Here is a 17015-nt window from a genome sequence, read left to right on the forward strand (position 1 = left end):
AGGGATGACGCGGCGGGGAGGAAGGTGCCGTCGATGTCGAATGCCACGAGCACCGACCTCTACGAGGTCACGATGGCTCAGTCGTATCTGAGCGAGGGCATGACACGTTCGGCGACGTTCAGTCTGTTCGTGCGCAATCTGCCGCCGGACCGAGGCTTCCTTGTCTGTGCCGGGCTGGAACCGGTCCTCGATTTCCTCTCCGCCTATCGTGTGGACGCGGATGACGTGGACGTCTTCGCCGCTGTGCTGGGACGACGGCCCGAGGACCTGGCGCCGCTGCTCGGCCTGGAATTCAGAGGCGAAGTCCGAGCAGTCCCCGAAGGGCACGTCGTGCTGGCCGGAGAACCCCTGCTGGAAATCACGGCACCCCTCCCACAGGCCCAGCTCGTCGAAACCTACGTACTCAACCAGCTCAACCACCAGACCTCCGTCGCCTCCAAATGCGCCCGGTGCGTCCTGGCCGCCGACGGACACCCGGTCGTGGACTTCTCCCTGCGCCGCACTCACGGCATCGAAGCCGGACACCAGGCCGCCCGGCTGGGTGCCATGGTCGGCTTCGCCGGAACCAGCAATGTGGCGGCGGCCCACTCCGAGGGCCTGACCGCAGTCGGCACGATGGCCCACTCATATGTCGAGGCGTTCGGTGCGGAGGAGGCCGCGTTCCGGGCCTTCGCCCGGTCCCATCCGGGCCCGGTGACATTTCTCGTGGACACCTACGACACCGTGACAGGCGTGGCGACAGCAGCGCGTGTACTGCGCGATCTGGGTCTCGGCCCGGGCTGTGCCGTCCGGCTGGACAGCGGTGACCTCGGAGCCCTGGCCGTACAGGCACGGACCATCCTCGATGCCGCCGGCCTCCAAGAAACACGGATCGTGGCGAGCGGTGGTCTCGACGAGTTCGCCGTGGACGAACTGGTCCGCTCCGAAGCGCCCATCGATACGTACGCGGTCGGCACCCGGATCGGCGTCTGTGCAGATGCCCCCTACCTGGATTCCGCATACAAGCTGGTCGAATACGACAGCCGGCCCGTGATGAAGCTGTCCTCGGCCAAAGTGACGGCGCCGGGGCGCAAGCAGGTGTTCCGAAGACCGGGATACGCTGATCTCATAGCTCTCGTCGACGAGCAGCCGCCGCCGGACGGCACGCCGCTGCTGGAGTCGGTCATGCGAAAGGGGCGACGCGTTTCAGAACGTGCCGAGCTGGACACAGCACGGCAAAGGTTCATGGCCGACCTCGCTTCACTGCCGCCCGGAGCCCGCACCACAAGGGCGCCCATCGCGCCAGAAGCGGAACTCTCACGACGCCTCAGCTTGCTCACCGCGGATACCCGCCGGCACATCGAAAGGAATCTGCTGGGGGGTACTCACGAAGCCGTCTGATCCGAGCTCGCGACCGGACGCAACGAGGGCAGGGGCCGGTCGGCCCATGTCCGAACCGACTGCCCGGCGATGCTGAAACCGGAGGCTACAGAGGAGGCCACCGATGAGCGCTTCTCCGACTCGTATCACTCTGGGCCTGGCTTTTCGAGCCCTACGTCTGGCACCTCGGAGCAGAGGCGATGACGCCTGTCCGCACCCATGAGTTCGACGCGGCGACCGTACGGATGATGACGAACGCGGATTCCGTCTTCGGCTCGGCCATCGGCCACTGGGTCGGGCAGGTACTCGCCCACCGCTTGCAGGCCACTCGGATCCGTCTGCTCGATCTCTACGCCCCTCACGGCAGCGGCGGGTTCGTGTGAGCACGCCACTCTGCCACCAGCCAGGAGTCAAGCCCGAGGAGCACCCCATGGCTGCATCCCGGTACACCGTCAGCGACGTCATGACCCACACAGCCGTGGCCATCGGCCGCGAGGCCTCGTACAAGGAGATCGTCGAGCTGATGCACCAGTGGAAGGTCAGCGCCGTGCCGGTCCTCGAAGGCGAAGGCCGCGTCGTCGGGGTCGTTTCCGAGGCGGACCTGCTGCCGAAGGAGGAGTTCCGGCAGGACGACCCGAAGCTGCCCGGCCAACTGGAGGAGGCGTCCAAAGCCGACGCGGTGCTGGCCGAGGGGCTGATGTCGAGTCCGGCCGTCACCGTCCACGCCGATGCCACGCTCGCCGAGGCCGCCCGCATCATGGCACGCAAGCGAGTGAAACGACTGCCCGTCGTGAACGATCTCGGCATGCTGGAGGGTGTCGTGAGCCGCAGCGACCTGCTGAAGGTGTTCCTGCGCTCGGACGAGGAGATCGACGAGGAGGTCCGGTCCGCTGTAGTCGCCGAACTCTCTCCCTCGGACCGGGTGGAATTCTCTGTGCTGGATGGTGTCGTCACCCTGCGGGGCCCTCTCCGGAACCGCTCCGTGGTGCCACTGCTGGCTCGGGCGATTCGCGCGGTGGAAGGCGTCGTGGACGTACGCATGGAACTTGGCTGAAGTTCCCTCCAGGCACTACGTCCCACAGCAGCCGGTCCGGCTCCGCCGTGCGGGCAGCAGGGACCCAGCAGGTGAACGGCCTGGCGAATCGTCGGCTTCGCAGCCGCCGGCACCAGGGCCCACGACCTCGTCGACGGGGCCCGCCCACTCAAGGTGTTCGGCGAATACGTACCCGTACGCGCGGAGGTGGCCGACCTCCCACACTTCTCGGCACGCGTCGACACTGAATATTGCGCGCCCCCGTCCGTGTGAAAGACGACGCCGCGGACCCGGCCGCCGCGGGCGGCCACGGCCATCTCGATCACGTCGGCGACCAGCGAGGTACGCATGTGCTCCGGGATCGACCAGCCGATCACGCGCCGCGAGCAGATGTCGATGACCGTGGCGAGCCGGGTCGAGCCGACGGCGATAGGCCAGTGCCGACTCCCGCGGCTCCGATCTGGCAAACCGGTGCACGAACCGCTCATGCACCGCGCTCAGTTCGCCCGCCCACACCCGCGCATCAGCAACACAACAGCACCAGCGATTGACCTGCCCAACCGTCACGCAAAGCACCGTTGCAGTACTAAGAGATCGCGGCTTGCTGCGGGACGCGGCGGGCGCTGCGGTAGGTGGTGATGCCTATCGCCAGGAGCCAGTAGCTCAGGAGGCCGCCCATGAGGGCGGTGGTGCCCCAGCCGTTGGCGGCGTAGAAGTGGGCGGGAGTGTTGCCGAAGAAGAGGGACGGCACGAAGGCCAGGTTGATCCCGGCGAGGATGAAGGCGCTGCGATGGGCCCAGCGGGGCAGCAGGCCGCTCTTGCTGACGGCGTAGCCGAAGCCGGCCAGGAACATGGCCAGAAGCATGCGGGAGATCGATCCGTAGAGGATGTAGGTGCCGGAGACGGTGATGGTGGGGTCGATCGGGTGGTCGGTGGCGATGACGGCCCCGGCTTCCAGGCCGCTGGAGACCAGCGTGACCACGGTGTAGGCGAGTCCTGATGCGAAGGCGAGGGTGCCGGCCCACTCCACCTGGGGAGCAGTCCTCTTGACGAGTTCGCGGAAACCGGTGGCGAAGACCAGAACGAAGCCGAGAGCGAGAATCCCGATCAGGAGGCGGGCCAGCACGTTGGCTTGCGGGGGCGGGCCCGAGTACACGAAGTACAGCGGTACCTCCAGGATCAGCCCCGCCGCCGCAGCGATCCCCACACCCCCCGTGAAACGCCGGGCAACGATCTCATTCATCGGATTCTCCTCAGTTCTCAGCGATGAGCCACTGTCGACAAGACAATCCTGTCCCTCGCGCGCCTCGCAGTCCCTGGGCCTGGGACCCGTAACCGGGGGTGGGCCTGACACCACCCCCGAGGCGGTCGCCCAGACAGCAGCCCAAACGGTCGACGGCCGACCTCTCACAGGTGATTTGGACGGTGTGCCACACGAGTTGACCAGGACAGTCGCCCTCGCGGCGCGCCTCGCCAGGCTCAGCCTTCATGACCGATTGCGGTGCACCACGCACCCGCGCTACTTCGTCACTCCGCACGACCGGCTCTGTTGATGACGAGAAGCAGCGTTTCTCGCGCAGTTCGCGAGGCGCGTACGCACTCCAGCAGGGTCCGAATATCGATGAGTCCGGACAGCACCCTCCGAGGTCGGCGCGACCGACACGACCAGCGGTGTCGACCCTGCCTACGTGGCCCTGAGGAACGCCCACGCCGCCGCAAAGACCCAACAGTCAAAGCGCCGTACTGGAGCCTCCGTACCGCACCGAACCCGGGGCTCGGGCCGGGACGAAAACATCGGCAAGATGGTCGCCGAACGCGGCTGGGCGGGCCGGCTTTCGTCTCCTCCTCAAGCGCGTCGTGCTCTACTCGTGAAGCACAGGTCAGACCGCATCATCAAGGAGCCTGAAGCTTTCCGGGAACCCTTCCAGGAACTCCCGCCGAGCGGGGTCGGACTCAGCTTCGGACATCGTCCCGAGCAGGTGGGGCGGGGGTTTGCGGTGCCGCGAGGATGCGCCGTACGAGAGCCGGGAGGGTCGGCGGGTCCGCCGGGCAGGTGCCGCGCCAGGCGATGTGCCCGTCGGGACGCACCAGGAGCGCGGCTCCGGCGTGGTCGGTGCCGATCAGGCGTGCCCACTGCCCGGTCTCCGCCTCCAGCTGTGCGCCGGTGCGGACGGCCCGGAGGGTGAGGGGGGTCCCCGCCTGGCGTACGGCTTCGGCCTGCAGCTGCCACTGCGGGTCGTCGTCGGCTGTGAGCAGGGTGAAGCCGGGGCCGATGAGGTCGAGGGTGGACGTCACGTCCGCAGGTCCTTGGGTGAGGCGTACGTGGGGTACGCGCTCTCCCGGTCGGCAGCCGGGACGGTAGCCGACCGCGTCCAGGGTGCTGTGGCCACCGGCAGGTCCGGGGTCGGGGACGACGGCGGCGGATCGGTAGGCGGCGGTCAGGAGGAGTTCGTCGTCGATGCGGTAGCCGACGCGGTTCGTCGCGTTGTCCGTGGAGATGTCGATGACCTGGTGCGCCACGGGGCGCCGCTCGGCCTCGTAGGTGTCCAGCAGGGCCTCGCCGGCGTACCCGGCGGTGACGGCAGCGAGCTTCCAGGCGAGGTTGTCGGCGTCACCGATGCCGGTGTTCATGCCATGCCCGCCCGTCGGCGGGACGACATGGGCGGCATCGCCCGCCAGCAGGACGCGTGAACGGCGGTAGGAGTCGGCAAGTTGGGCGTCCATGCGCCAGGTCATCGTGTCGCGGATCGTCACGTCCAGGTCAGCGATGCCGACGGCCGTACGGACGAGCCCGGCCAGGACCCGGTGGTCCGTCGGATCCGCCGCTGCACCCGTGTCCGCAGCGAGGGGGTACTGGTAGATCCAGTGACGGTCGTTGTCGACGGCCATGAACCCGCCCCGCCCGGGGGCGGTGAGGAAGTACGAGGCGCTGACGCGGTCGGCCACCACCCGGCCCAGGGGTGCCTCAAAGCGGATGCTCAGGTACCGCCCCAGACCGGTCGGGCCCTCCATCGCGATCCCCGCCCCGGATCGCACGGTGCTCGCGGCTCCGTCGCAGCCGACGAGCCAGTCCGCCCGCAAACCGTGCCGACGGCCGGTGGCCCGTTCCTCGACGACGGCCTGTACGCCGAGGCCGTCATCGGAGAAGGACACCAGACGGGTACCGAACCGGACCCTGGAGCCGGCCAGCTCCCCGGCACGCCGCAGCAGCAGGGGCTCCAGCACGTCCTGGGAGCAGATGAGGCCCGGCGACGGCGTGTGCTCGGGGCCCTCGCCGGGCTCCTGGGCGAGACCGGTGCGGACGTAGTCGGGGTCTACCAGGGTGCGTGTCTCGGTGGCACTGTCGATGGCGACTGGCGCAACTCGGACAGGCGCCTGCCGACCTGCAACGCGGTCCTCGAAGCAGTCTCGACGCGCCTGTCATAGTGGCCCCGCGCACACCCGGCCCGAGAACTATGGTGTCCCGCCACATGTGCCTCTGACCTGCCCATTCCTACGGTGTGGCGACACGAAACCGTCCCCGCCAACCGCCCGGAAGTGGTGTTCATGGCTGCCTCGGCATCCGCCCCGCCGACCACCCGCTCGCTCAAGCGCATCGTCGCCGCAAGTCTCATCGGGACCACCATCGAGTGGTACGACTTCTTCTTGTACGGGTCAGCCGCCGCGCTGGTCTTCAACAAGCTGTTCTTCCCCGAGTCCGACCCGCTCGTCGGCACGCTCCTCTCGTTCCTGACCTACGCGGTCGGCTTCGCCGCCCGGCCGCTCGGCGCCCTGGTGTTCGGGCACTACGGCGACCGGCTCGGCCGGAAGAAGCTGCTGGTGCTCAGCCTGTTGATGATGGGCGGAGCGACGTTCGCCATCGGGCTGTTGCCGACGCATGCCACGGTCGGGGCCGCCGCCCCCGTGCTCCTCACCGTCCTGCGCCTGGTGCAGGGCTTCGCCCTCGGTGGTGAATGGGGTGGGGCCGTGCTGCTGGTGTCGGAGCACGGGGACCCCGAGCGGCGCGGGTTCTGGGCCTCCTGGCCGCAGACCGGGGCTCCGGCCGGGCAGTTGCTCGCCACCGGGGTGCTCTCCGCTCTCACCGCCCTGATGTCGGACTCGGCCTTCGGGGCATGGGGGTGGCGCATCCCCTTCCTGCTCTCCGGGGTACTGGTGCTTCTCGGCCTGTGGATTCGTCTCTCGGTCGACGAATCGCCGGTGTTCAAGGCAGCGCTGGCGCAGGCCGAGGAGCGCAGGTCTGCCGCCGGCGCGACGGAGAAGATGCCGATCGTCGCCGTACTGCGGCACCACTGGCGCGACGTGCTGATCGCCATGGGGGCCCGGATGGCGGAGAACATCAGCTACTACGTCATCACGGCGTTCATCCTCGTCTACGCGACCACTGCGGCAGATCTGGGCAAGCAGACGGCGCTCAACGCGGTGCTCATCGCCTCGGCCATCCACTTCGCGGTCATTCCGGCGTGGGGCGCGCTGTCGGACCGGATCGGGCGCAAGCCCGTCTATCTGGTCGGCGCCATCGGCGTGGGGCTGTGGATGTTCCCGTTCTTCGCGCTGATCGACACCCGGAGCTTCGGGAGCCTGCTGCTCGCCGTCACTGTCGGGCTCATCTTCCACGGCGCGATGTACGCGCCTCAGGCGGCCTTCTTCTCGGAGATGTTCGCCACCCGGATGCGCTACTCGGGCGCGTCGATCGGGGCGCAGTTCTCATCGGTCGCGGCCGGTGCCCCGGCGCCGCTCATCGCCACCGCTCTGCTGGCGGACTTCGACAGCTCGACACCCATCTCGCTGTACGTCATAGCCGCGGCGCTCATCACCGTACTGGCGGTCGGTTGTGCCAAGGAGACCAGGAACCGGGATCTCACGGACATCGAGGGGGCTGCTGCCCCGGAGCCGGACGCGCCCGCGGCGCTGCCGGCCGACGCCCGAGGCGTCTGAGCCGTGCCGTCGGACGGGCCGGAGAACCGGGCCCGTCCGACGGCACCGTCGTCACTTCTGAGCGGTGGGCTCGAACCAGGTGGGTTCGTCGGTCAGCGACTGCTTGATCCTGAAGAGTCCGAACTCGTTCAACGGCGGCAGCGCGTCCACCGGGAACCAGCCCACCTCCAGCGACTCGTCGTCGTTGACGCGTGCCTCACCCCCGGTCGCCCGGCAGCGGAAGGTGACGTCCAGATACTGGCAGCGGTCGCCGTTGGCGTACTGCACCGGTTCCAGGGCCTGGGTGAGCACCACCCGCTCCGCCACACAGCGCACAGCGGTCTCTTCGTACACCTCGCGCTCCGCCGTCGCCGCAGGCTGCTCACCCGGCTCGCAGATACCGCCGATGACCGACCACTTGCCGGTGTCGGAACGGCGTCCGAGGAGCACTCGACCCTCGTCGTCGAAGACCACGGCGGTGACGCCCGGCAGCAGGAGCAGCTGTTGGCCCGCGGTGGCGCGGATCTCGCGGATGAAATCAGGAGTAGCCATGGGACCGACCCTACGTGGCGGGTGGGTGGTCAGCGGCTGCGCCGCAGCCGTACCGAACGGACGGTGACCCAGCCGAGCCCCGCCACGGCGATCAGTGCGAGGACTCCTTCGGGGAGCGTGCCCATCCTGGTCGCGGGCGTGAGCGAGGACCTCAACGGCACCTTGTCCACGAGCGCGTCCGGGGTGAACAGCTTCGTCTTCTGGACGACAGTCCCGTCCGGGCGGATGATCGCACTGACCCCGCTGGTCACGGGGACGACGACGGACCTGCTGTGCTCGACCGCCCGCACCCTGGACATGGCCAGCTGCTGATAGGTCATCTCACTGCGCCCGAAGGTGGCGTTGTTGCTGGGTACGGCGATCAGTTGGCTGCCGTGCTCGACCGTGTCCCGTACGGCGTCGTCGAACGCCGCCTCGTAACAGGTCACCAGCCCCACGTTCGTACCCGCCAGGCCGAAGACGCCGACCTGCTTTCCGGGGCCGAAGTCCCTCTGTACACGGTCCACGTCGGAACTGAAGAGGCGTACGAAGGAGCGCATCGGGATGTATTCGCCGAACGGCTGGATGTGCCGCTTGTCGTATGTGCTGACGGGCCCCTTCTTCGGGTCCCACTGGATGAGGGTGTTGCGCAACTTGCCGGTGTCGGGCTCGACCACCGCCCCGATCACGGTGGGTACGCCGATCGCCTTCACCGCGTCGTCGATCACGATCCGGGCGTCGGCGTTCCGGTAGGGGTCGAGGTCGGAGGAGTTCTCCGGCCACAGGACGAAGTCGGGCTGGGGGACCTTGCCCGCCTTGACGTCCTGGGCGAGCTGTTCCGTGCGGCGCACATGGTTGTCGAGGACGGCGCGGCGCTGGGCGTTGAAGTCGAGTCCGAGCTGCGGCACATTCCCCTGGATCGCGGCGACGGTCGCGGTGCCGTCCTCGGGCGAGTCGTCCACGAGCGGCAGGGCGGCGAAGGCGGCGGCGACGGGTACGAGGACAGTCGCGGCGGCTGCGGCGACGGCGGCCCGGGGCACCTCACGCGTGCTGCGGCAGTTACGGAACTGACGTACCGCTTCACAGAGGCCGAAGCCGCACAGCACCACCGAGAAGGAGAGCAGGGGCGTGCCGCCCACGGCCGCGAGCGGCAGGAACAGCCCGTCCGCCTGCCCGAAGGCGATCTTCCCCCAGGGAAAGCCGCCGAACGGCACCCTGGCCCGGATCCCCTCGTCGAGGGCCCACACCGCGGCGGCCCACACGGGCCACCAGGCGAGCCGGGAGACGGCGGCGATCCCGAGGCAGCCGACCGCGATGAACAGCGCCTCGGCCGTTGCGAGTGCCAGCCACGGCACCGGACCGACCTCTTCGCCCGTCCAGTGCAGCAGCGGCAGCATGAAGCCCAGTCCGGCGAGCAGGCCGAGGCCGAAGGCGGCGCGCAGCCTGCGTTCGTGCAGCACCCAGCCGAGCAGGGCGAAGCCGGGCAGAACCAGCCACCACAGGGGCCGGGGCGGGAAGCTCAGATACAGCAGCACTCCCGAAATCACGGCGGCTGCAGGCCGTACGAGCCGCGGCATCACCCGTCTCCCCCTGGACGTGGGGGTGGATGCGGGCCGCTGCGGGTCGTCGACTGGGGTGATGGTGGCGCTCACCCGGCGGAGTCTACGGTGGTCGGCTGCGTGCCAGGCAGCCCCGCTCGCGTGATGGAACCCCTCGCGACGGATCGTTTCGCCACTTTCCCGCACAGATCCGGGCCGCTGGCATTACCGTGTGCGCCAGCCCCCCACCGATCGGCCGTGCCCGGCCGATCGCCGACGGGACGGTCACAGGTCGGGGGCGAACGTGACGATCGCACCAGCGGGACGGAGCCGAGCGCGGGAACGCGGCAACACTTCCGACGGAGCCGGGGCCGTGATCCTCGCCGCCTGCGCGATCCGGTCGTTGATCAGCGCCACCGGACGGGATACCGGCCCGGAGGGTGTTCTGCTGGCTCTGCTCGCCGTCGCCGCGGGCTTCGCCTGCGGACGGATCTGCGGAACGCTGCTGCCGGTGGCGACGGCCACGGTGGCCGCCGTGGGGGCGCTCCTTCTGGGGCTCCTCTCGCGTCATGGCATGCCGGGCGCCACGGCCACGACGGACACGGCGCCCGGACCGCGGGGGCGGGGCTGCTCGCGGGGCTCGCGCCGGCCCGCAGCCCCATCGGCGAGGGCACGGCGGGGTCGGGCGGCACGGCTGACGACGGGGAGGACCGTACACACGGGACACATGAACCGGACGGTGCCGGCTCTGGCCGGTGATCCGGACGCGGCGAACGATGCGGCGTACGGACCAGGCGTTGCGGACGGAACGGCCTGCGGTCCGCGGTACGGGAGACACGGCGTACGACTCCTCGGTCACGAATCGTCACGCCTGGCCGGCCCGTCGCACCCCGCTCCGAGCCGTTGCCGCGCCCCGACGACCGCGGACCCTGCCGCGGGTCAGGCTCCGGCCGGCGCGCCGGTCGCCCGCAGGTGCAGGCGCTCGCGGATGAACCGTACGCCCGCTTCCGCGTCGTCGACCGTGATGGTGAACGTCCGGCCGTCACCGAGCCTGAGCACCAGCCCCTCGCCCCTGCGGACCACCACGGCCGTGCCCTGCTCGGGGCGCCAGCGGTAGCCCCAGCCGCCCCACTGACGCGGGGTGACCCGGGGTTCGAATTCCGCGCCCACCACATGGGTGAGCAGGATCCGGCGGCGCGGCAGGCCCATGTGGCCGCAGCGCACCTCCAGAGCGTCCCCGTCGACCCGGACGGCCACGTTCACGAAGGCGAGAGTGCCGAACAGCATGAGCAGTCCGGCGGCGACGCAGCCGATCACGGACATCAGCAGCGGGGCGATACCGGAGGTCCAGTTGGAGGTCACGGCCAGTTGGACGCCGAGCGCCACACAGGCTGCCCCTGCGGCGGCGAGCACCCACTGGGCCCGGTTGGTGGCCCGGCCGATCCAGACCTCGGAGTGGGGGTCGGCTCCGGTGTGCCTCGGTTTTCGGGGGTGGTCCCTCATGTCAAGCAGCGTACTCAAGAACCCGCACCCCGGGGATGGGCCCGATGGCCCGCGCCAGGTCAGCGGGCGGGGCTGACGGCTCCCAGCAGCTGCCCCTCGGCATAGGCCAGAGCGGCTTCCGGCAGGTCGGCGGTGCGCCCGCTGAGAAGGACGGTGAGGCCTCCGGCCCATTCGGCCGACGGAGCGGGTTCGACCCCGATCCGGCGCAGTGCCTGGGCGGCGACGGCGCCGGCGGAGCCGTGGAGCGCAACGGGAGGCAGACCGGGCTGTCGGACGGCGGCACGGATGCGCTCGGCGACCAGTTCGTAGTGCGTGCACCCGAGGACCACGGCCCGCACGTCACGCGGGGTGAGCGCGGCGGCTGCGGCGACGGCCCGGTCGATCGCCGCCTCGTCCGCGTGCTCCACGGCGTCGGCGAGACCCGGGCACGGAACCTCGGTGACGGCGACGGAGCCGGCGAATTCACGGATGAGTCCGCGCTGGTACGGGCTGCCCGTGGTCGCGGGAGTGGCCCAGATCGCCACGGGGACGCCGCCGGCGACGGACGGCTTGATGGCGGGAACGGTACCGATGACCGGCAGTCCGGGTTCGAGTTCGGCGCGGAGCGTCGACAGGGCGTGCACGGAGGCCGTGTTGCAGGCGACGATCAGTGCGTCGGGCCGGTGGGCCGCAGCCGCTCGGGCCACGTCCAGCGCGCGGACGGTCACGTCCTCGGGGGTACGCGGCCCCCACGGCATGCTGTCCGGGTCCGAGGAGAGCACCAGATCGGCGTCGGGCCTCAGGCGGCGTACCGCGGCGGCGGCCGCGAGCAGGCCGATTCCGGAGTCCATGAGCGCGATCTTCACCCGGTCACCTTAGTCGACCGCCCTTGCGGTTCCGTCACAGTGGGGCAGACTGCGGCAAATGAGTGCCGTTGCCTGGATCGCCGTGGGTTCGCTGGCCGCGTGGGTGTGGCTGCTGCTGGGACAGGGTTTCTTCTGGCGCACCGACCAGCGGCTGCCGCCCAGGAAGGCCCCGGAGCACTGGCCGTCCGTCGCGATCGTCGTACCCGCGCGTGACGAGGCGGACATGCTGCCGGTGAGCCTGCCGTCCCTGCTGGCGCAGGACTATCCGGGGGTCGCCGAGATCTTCCTCGTCGACGACTGCAGCGAGGACGGCACCGGCGATGTCGCCCGCGCGCTGTCCGTGCGGTACGGAGGGCTGCCGGTGACGGTGGTGTCGCCCGGTGCGCCGGAGCCCGGCTGGACAGGCAAGTTGTGGGCCGTGCGGCACGGGATCTCGCTGGCGCGGGCCCGGCAGCCGGAGTATCTGCTGCTGACGGACGCCGACATCGCGCATGAGCCGGACAGCCTGCGGGAACTCGTCGCCGCCGCCGTCTCGGGCGGGTTCGACCTGGTCTCGCAGATGGCCCGGCTGCGGGTGTCGAGCGTCTGGGAGCGGATGGTCGTCCCGGCCTTCGTGTACTTCTTCTCGCAGCTCTATCCGTTCCGGTGGGTGAACCGGGCGGGTGCCCGGACGGCCGCGGCGGCCGGCGGGTGTGTGCTGCTGCGGACCGGAGCGGCGGAGCGGGCCCGCGTGCCGGAGTCGATCCGGCAGGCGGTGATCGACGACGTGTCGCTGGCGCGGGCCGTGCGGCGCGCCGGCGGGCGGATCTGGCTGGGGCTGGCGGAACGAGTGGACAGCGTGCGGCCCTATCCGTGCCTGGCGGATCTGTGGCGGATGGTGTCGCGGAGCGCGTACGCCCAGTTGAGGCACAGTCCGCCGTTGCTCCTGGGGACGGTCCTGGGGCTCGCGCTGGTCTATCTCGCGCCGCCGGTCACACTCGTCGTCGGGCTGCTCGGCGGTGCTCCGGTGGCGGCGTGGGCGGGCGGGGCGGCGTGGGCGGTGATGACCGGCACGTACATGCCCATGCTCGGCTACTACCGGCAGTCGCTCTGGCTGGCGCCGCTGCTGCCGTTCACCGCCGCGCTCTATCTGCTGATGACGGTCGATTCGGCGGTGCAGCACCACCGGGGGCGCGGCGCGGCCTGGAAGGGGCGTACGTACGCCCGTCCCGAGGCCGCACCGGACCGGTGAGCGGAGTCGGCCGTGGGCCGATGGCCGCAGTGCCGACCAAGACCCCCGAGGGGTCATTTACGGCCGGGCGTCCAGTTCATGCCCCACCCGTAGGCGTAGTCGATGGTGCGCTGCGGGCTCACTCCGCGCTCGGGTACGAGATAGCGGGCCTCGCGCTGCACCGTGAGGTCTCCCCCGTTGTTGGTGAGGAGCGCGAGCGCGCAGACGGTGGACGGGACGGTGCATTCGTCGAGCGAGAAGTCGATCGGGGCGCCGTGCTGGGGCCGGAGGGTGACCGTCGCATGGAGATCGGCAAAACTCCGGGCGCCTTCATAGATGGTGACGAAGATCAGGACGCGGCGGAACTTGTCCTTCTGGTCGAGGTTGACGGTGAGGTTCTCACCGGTGGCGACGGCGCCGGTGCGGTCGTCTCCGTCGAGATGGATGTAAGGGGGCTGCCTGAGTGCGCCGAACGCGTTTCCGAGTGCCTGTACGACTCCCTTGCGGCCGTCGGTGAGTTCGTAGAGGGCGCAGAGGTCGAGATCGAGGTCCGCGTGATCGGCAACCGCTCTGCCGAGTTTGCTCGCCCAGCCCTTGAACTGTTTGCGCACTTGCCAGTTGAGATTGACCTGCAGGACTCCCGTGGTACCGCCCTGTTTGGCCAGGGAGACCGAGGGCGTCTCCTTGGTGAGCGTCACCTTCGACAGACGGACGGGCGGGGCGGCAGGAGGTACGGGGGGCGCCGTCGGCGGCGCGGGCGGGAGAACCGGCGGCGGCAGGGGCAGATCGTCGACCCGCGGACCCCCCTGGGTCTGTTGAGGCGCTTGGGGTTGTCGATACGGCTGGGGCCGCTGCGGTTCATCGACGGAAATACCGAAGTCCGTCGCGAGGCCTTCGAGACCGCTGCTGTACCCCTGGCCGACGGCACGGAATTTCCAGGCGCCCTGGCGCCGGTAGAGTTCCCCGAGAATGAAGGCGGTCTCGACCGTCGCGTCGGCACTGTCGAACCGCGCGATCTCGGAGCCGTTCGACGCGTCCATGACCCGTACGTGAAGCCCCGTCACCTGACCGAAGGTGCCGCCGTCCGCGGAGGCCGCCAGGACGACGGTCTCGACGGCCGGCTCGACGCGTGCCAGATCGACGACGAGGCTGTCCGTCACCCCGTCGGCGGTGGTGCGCTTGCCCTCGTGACGAACCGCGCCGGATGTGTGGGACGGCTGGTTGTAGAAGACGAAGTCGGCGTCGTCGCGCACCTTCCCCGACACGAGAAGGAGTGCCGAGCCGTCCACGTCCGGTGTCCCCGGAAGGGCGCGCCACCCCAATTCGACCCGCACGGCCCGAACCGCCACCGGAACATTGGCGCCTTTTAGCATGGTCATGCTCGCCCCCATCGCGAGTCCGGCTGCCCGAAGGCTTTTCCCCGACAACCTAATCCCCTGCGCGCCACGGGGCCCACAGCAGTGCGTCCACCGCCCGGCGATCCGCCGGTAACGCAGCGGCCCCGACCTCGTGAAGGGCCGGACGGCGCTGCAGCACGCACACGAGCAGTACTGTTCGTCCCGCTCCCCTTCCGGGACCATGGCGATGCCCCTGCCGGCCGCCGGGAGCGTCCGGGGGCGTGGGGCTCGCAGGATCGGCTCTGTGGAGTTCCCGATCAAGGTGGCGCCGGTCCGCGCGGTCCCGGCACTGCCCGACGAACGGTGGTCGTCGTCCGGCCCAGTCGCTTGGCCTGATCGGCGACTCCGTCACTTCGAGCCGTAGTACAGCCGGAGGAACTCCTCCATCGCCGCGTCGACGCCGGCGCGGTCACCGGTGGCGAGCAGGTCGAGCAGCAGACCGCGGACGGTGGCGAGTCCCAGCCTGGCGCGGTTCCGGGCCACGGCAGGGTCCGCACCTGCGGCGACCTCGGCGCACATGAGCGGCTCCAACCAGTCGTTCACGAGCCCTTCGAGGACCGGGGCGGCCTCGGGGCGGCCTCGCAGCGCGTGCCCGCAGATTTCGAAGAAGAGCCGCTCCTGACCGGCCAGTCGAGGGTCCGTCAGCTGTCGCCAGAGGAGCCGCGCAGTATCGGAGGGCGAGAGACCGGGTTCCAGGCGGAACCGGGACAGCAGATCACGCTGGCGCTGCTCCGACGTCCGGACGATCTCGACGAGCAGCTGTTCCTTGGAGCCGAAATAGTGGATCAGCATGCGGTGACTGACGCCGATCGCGGCGCCCAGGCCGCGCAGGCTCAGGTCCGCGAAGCCGTGTGCCGCGACGTAGTCGACGGCCGCGTTCACCAGTTGAGAGCGCCGGCCTCCGTCCGTGCCGGGCGCGGTCTTGCCCTCAGGATGCGAGCCGTCCGTATTCACCACGTCACAAGCGTACCCATGGGTACATGCCCTATGTACCGTGTGGTACATGAAGTCTGTCACCGTGTTGATCGACGTACCGCAGACGCCCGAGCAGGTCTACGACTTCCTCGATGTCATGGCTCACCACGAGCGATTCACCAACCACTACCTGACCGACTGGCACTACAGTGGCCCCGTCCGCGGCATCGGATCGTGCGCCACGGTCACAGCCGCGCTGGGCGGCACGAAGACCGATGTCACCATCGAGGTCGTCGAGGCCGACCCGCCGCGGCGCATTGTCGAACGGAACGTCAGCGCGGCCGGCCGACGCCTGGCTCACGGCACCTACACCATCGAGCCGCTGCGGACCGGCGGAAGTCACGTGTCGTTCACGTATGCCTGGGCGCGCGTCCCGCTCGCCGACTGCCTGCTGGCGCCCGTCGTCCGTGCCACGATGCGGCGCGCCAACCGTACGGTCATGCGACGTCTGGCCACCGAGTTGGTTCGCCACGTGCCCACTGCTGGATCCTGATGCGTCGGCGGCGTCCGCGCCGGCGTCGACTGCCCGGCATGCGCCCTGTGCGCTCATCACACCCTTAGGGCTGTCCCGTGATCCCTGGCGGGCGCGCGACGACAGCTACGGCACCTCGCCGCGTTGAACATCAGCCCCGTGCCGCAATGCCCCATCCGGCGGCAGTCGGCGGACGACCGTCACCCCCACCCCAGGGTGTCCACCGCCCACCCGGCCCCCACCGCGCACCCCACGGGAATCGCCAGCAGTGCCACACCCATCGGCCAGGGGAACTCGCCCCTCGCCCGCACCACTTGACGCACCGCGAAGGCCTTCTCCATCGCAGCGTCCGATGCCTTCGTCGTCAGCGGTGTCAGGACGCCGAGCGCCACCAGAGCCACTTCGCGCCACCCCAAGTGCCCCTGGCCGCGCGCGGGCAGCGTCCACGACGACACCCATCCGCGAAACGGCAGCAGCGCTATGGCGACTCCCCACAGCAGACCGGCGCAGGTAGCAAGGACTCCGGGCCACTGCACCTGCGCGACGAACCGCAGCGTCGGTGCCATCACGAGCATCGCCGGAAACGGCAGCGCCGCCATCCACCGCTCCTGCTTGGCCGGCAGCCACCGCAGCACCATGCTTGTCAACACGAACTCGGGAATCACCACCGCAAGGACCCACAAAGGAACAACCATCTGAACCTCCCCTTCCCTCAAGCGGTACTGCTACGGCTACGGCCACGCCTGCGGTTACGAGCACCGGCCCCGGGCACCCAGGCACCGGCTTCACAGAATTACAGCCATGGCCATAACAACAGCCGCGAAGGTGAGGAGGAAGATCGCAGTCTGCTTGCCTGTCGCCACCTCCATCGGTTTGCCCGCATGCTTCAGATCGAGCTGGCGCCTGACGTATTTGGCGAAGATGACCCTCAAAACTGCCAGCCCCATCGCGGTCGCCGTGTACAGCATCAGCGGCGTCGGCCCCGTATAGCCTCGTGCCGCCGAATTCACGGCGATGCACACCGCACCCACCAGGGGAAGCGAGACCGCGATCAGTTTGTCCCTTCTCGTGGTGGCCATGGACTGCGCCGCCACCGCGAGGGCGATGCCGGACACCACGGCCGCCATCCACCACTCGGTGACCGAGAACGTGGATGTCAACATGTGTCTTCCCTTCTCCGGCATTACGGACGCACACGCAGGGTGGGGTGACACGAGATGTCGTCTCGCCCCACCCCA

15 protein-coding genes and 2 pseudogenes are annotated in these 17015 nt (G+C 69.6%); 6 read left to right on the forward strand and 11 right to left on the reverse strand.

Translation table 11 applies throughout. The features are described 5' to 3' along the window. Nucleotides 1–33: 33 nt before the first annotated feature. From ACF1B9_RS08045 to ACF1B9_RS08055, 3 genes and pseudogenes are all read left to right on the forward strand, one after another. Nucleotides 34–1380 carry a nicotinate phosphoribosyltransferase gene (locus ACF1B9_RS08045; protein WP_391739692.1) on the forward strand — a complete coding sequence of 449 codons (1347 nt, stop codon included), beginning with the start codon at nt 34–36 and terminating at the stop codon, nt 1378–1380. A 131-nt stretch (nt 1381–1511) separates the two neighbouring features. Then, nucleotides 1512–1742 (forward strand): annotated as a pseudogene (locus ACF1B9_RS08050) (regulator); the annotation flags it as partial. A gap of 47 nt (nt 1743–1789) precedes the next feature. Next, on the forward strand, nt 1790–2413 hold the full coding sequence (locus ACF1B9_RS08055) for a CBS domain-containing protein (protein ID WP_391739693.1): 624 nt from the start codon (nt 1790–1792) through the stop codon (nt 2411–2413). A gap of 226 nt (nt 2414–2639) precedes the next feature. On the opposite strand, the pseudogene ACF1B9_RS08060 reads toward ACF1B9_RS08055, so the two are convergent. From ACF1B9_RS08060 to ACF1B9_RS08070, 3 genes and pseudogenes are all read right to left on the reverse strand, one after another. Further along, a pseudogene (locus ACF1B9_RS08060) lies at nt 2640–2823 on the reverse strand (DDE-type integrase/transposase/recombinase); the annotation flags it as partial. Nucleotides 2824–2978: 155 nt separating this feature from the next. After that, nucleotides 2979–3635, reverse strand: a complete 657-nt coding sequence (locus ACF1B9_RS08065; protein WP_391739694.1) for a hypothetical protein — start codon at nt 3633–3635, stop codon at nt 2979–2981. Nucleotides 3636–4345: 710 nt separating this feature from the next. Then, on the reverse strand, nt 4346–5740 hold the full coding sequence (locus ACF1B9_RS08070; protein WP_391739757.1) for an FAD-dependent monooxygenase: 1395 nt from the start codon (nt 5738–5740) through the stop codon (nt 4346–4348). A gap of 198 nt (nt 5741–5938) precedes the next feature. On the opposite strand from ACF1B9_RS08070, the gene ACF1B9_RS08075 reads away from it, so the two are divergent. Then, complete coding sequence (locus ACF1B9_RS08075; RefSeq protein ID WP_391739695.1) at nt 5939–7327, forward strand: MFS transporter; 1389 nt, start codon at nt 5939–5941, stop codon at nt 7325–7327. Nucleotides 7328–7378: 51 nt separating this feature from the next. Here the strand turns inward: ACF1B9_RS08075 and ACF1B9_RS08080 are convergent, their stop codons facing one another. The 4 genes from ACF1B9_RS08080 to ACF1B9_RS08095 all read right to left on the reverse strand — a co-directional run bounded on the left by ACF1B9_RS08080 (nt 7379) and on the right by ACF1B9_RS08095 (nt 11723). Next, on the reverse strand, nt 7379–7858 hold the full coding sequence (locus ACF1B9_RS08080; RefSeq protein WP_351081140.1) for an NUDIX domain-containing protein: 480 nt from the start codon (nt 7856–7858) through the stop codon (nt 7379–7381). A gap of 29 nt (nt 7859–7887) precedes the next feature. Then, a complete protein-coding gene (lnt, locus tag ACF1B9_RS08085; protein WP_391739696.1) occupies nt 7888–9489 on the reverse strand; it encodes an apolipoprotein N-acyltransferase in 1602 nt (533 codons plus the stop codon). A gap of 825 nt (nt 9490–10314) precedes the next feature. Beyond that, the gene (locus ACF1B9_RS08090) at nt 10315–10878 is read right to left on the reverse strand and encodes a hypothetical protein (protein WP_391739697.1); all 564 of its coding nucleotides are present in this window, start codon (nt 10876–10878) and stop codon (nt 10315–10317) included. Nucleotides 10879–10937: 59 nt separating this feature from the next. Next, nucleotides 10938–11723 (reverse strand): glutamate racemase, encoded by a 786-nt coding sequence (locus ACF1B9_RS08095; protein WP_391739698.1) that lies wholly within the window; start codon nt 11721–11723, stop codon nt 10938–10940. Between the two features lie 58 nt (nt 11724–11781). Between ACF1B9_RS08095 and ACF1B9_RS08100 the strand changes: the two genes are divergently transcribed. Continuing rightward, on the forward strand, nt 11782–12954 hold the full coding sequence (locus tag ACF1B9_RS08100; RefSeq protein ID WP_391739699.1) for a glycosyltransferase: 1173 nt from the start codon (nt 11782–11784) through the stop codon (nt 12952–12954). A 53-nt stretch (nt 12955–13007) separates the two neighbouring features. Here the strand turns inward: ACF1B9_RS08100 and ACF1B9_RS08105 are convergent, their stop codons facing one another. Together ACF1B9_RS08105 and ACF1B9_RS08110 are read right to left on the reverse strand one after the other, a co-directional pair. Then, nucleotides 13008–14324: a TerD family protein gene (locus tag ACF1B9_RS08105; RefSeq protein WP_391739700.1), complete on the reverse strand. Its 1317-nt coding sequence runs from the start codon at nt 14322–14324 to the stop codon at nt 13008–13010. Nucleotides 14325–14678: 354 nt separating this feature from the next. Continuing rightward, nucleotides 14679–15287: a TetR/AcrR family transcriptional regulator gene (locus ACF1B9_RS08110; RefSeq protein WP_391739701.1), complete on the reverse strand. Its 609-nt coding sequence runs from the start codon at nt 15285–15287 to the stop codon at nt 14679–14681. 46 nt (nt 15288–15333) lie between these two features. On the opposite strand from ACF1B9_RS08110, the gene ACF1B9_RS08115 reads away from it, so the two are divergent. Continuing rightward, nucleotides 15334–15798 (forward strand): SRPBCC family protein, encoded by a 465-nt coding sequence (locus tag ACF1B9_RS08115; RefSeq protein WP_391739702.1) that lies wholly within the window; start codon nt 15334–15336, stop codon nt 15796–15798. Between the two features lie 179 nt (nt 15799–15977). On the opposite strand, the gene ACF1B9_RS08120 is transcribed toward ACF1B9_RS08115, so the two are convergent. Both ACF1B9_RS08120 and ACF1B9_RS08125 read right to left on the reverse strand, forming a co-directional pair. Then, the gene (locus ACF1B9_RS08120; protein ID WP_391739703.1) at nt 15978–16472 is read right to left on the reverse strand and encodes a hypothetical protein; all 495 of its coding nucleotides are present in this window, start codon (nt 16470–16472) and stop codon (nt 15978–15980) included. Between the two features lie 90 nt (nt 16473–16562). Continuing rightward, entirely contained in the window at nt 16563–16940 is a 378-nt protein-coding gene (locus ACF1B9_RS08125; protein ID WP_391739704.1) for a hypothetical protein, read from the reverse strand. Nucleotides 16941–17015: the final 75 nt, after the last annotated feature.

Source organism: Streptomyces sp. NPDC014727, assembly GCF_043083485.1.
Taxonomy (GTDB): Bacteria; Actinomycetota; Actinomycetes; order Streptomycetales; family Streptomycetaceae; genus Streptomyces.

What these genes read in the sequence shown, in the direction of transcription:
- ACF1B9_RS08065 (WP_391739694.1), bottom strand. Translation starts at nt 3,635, where the DNA reads ATGAATGAGATCGTTGCCCGGCGTTTCACGGGGGGTGTGGGGATCGCT.
- ACF1B9_RS08055 (WP_391739693.1), top strand. Translation starts at nt 1,790, where the DNA reads ATGGCTGCATCCCGGTACACCGTCAGCGACGTCATGACCCACACAGCC.
- ACF1B9_RS08090 (WP_391739697.1), bottom strand. Translation starts at nt 10,878, where the DNA reads ATGAGGGACCACCCCCGAAAACCGAGGCACACCGGAGCCGACCCCCAC.
- ACF1B9_RS08045 (WP_391739692.1), top strand. Translation starts at nt 34, where the DNA reads ATGTCGAATGCCACGAGCACCGACCTCTACGAGGTCACGATGGCTCAG.
- ACF1B9_RS08100 (WP_391739699.1), top strand. Translation starts at nt 11,782, where the DNA reads ATGAGTGCCGTTGCCTGGATCGCCGTGGGTTCGCTGGCCGCGTGGGTG.
- ACF1B9_RS08125 (WP_391739704.1), bottom strand. Translation starts at nt 16,940, where the DNA reads ATGTTGACATCCACGTTCTCGGTCACCGAGTGGTGGATGGCGGCCGTG.
- ACF1B9_RS08075 (WP_391739695.1), top strand. Translation starts at nt 5,939, where the DNA reads ATGGCTGCCTCGGCATCCGCCCCGCCGACCACCCGCTCGCTCAAGCGC.
- ACF1B9_RS08115 (WP_391739702.1), top strand. Translation starts at nt 15,334, where the DNA reads ATGAAGTCTGTCACCGTGTTGATCGACGTACCGCAGACGCCCGAGCAG.
- ACF1B9_RS08080 (WP_351081140.1), bottom strand. Translation starts at nt 7,858, where the DNA reads ATGGCTACTCCTGATTTCATCCGCGAGATCCGCGCCACCGCGGGCCAA.
- ACF1B9_RS08105 (WP_391739700.1), bottom strand. Translation starts at nt 14,324, where the DNA reads ATGGGGGCGAGCATGACCATGCTAAAAGGCGCCAATGTTCCGGTGGCG.
- ACF1B9_RS08120 (WP_391739703.1), bottom strand. Translation starts at nt 16,472, where the DNA reads ATGGTTGTTCCTTTGTGGGTCCTTGCGGTGGTGATTCCCGAGTTCGTG.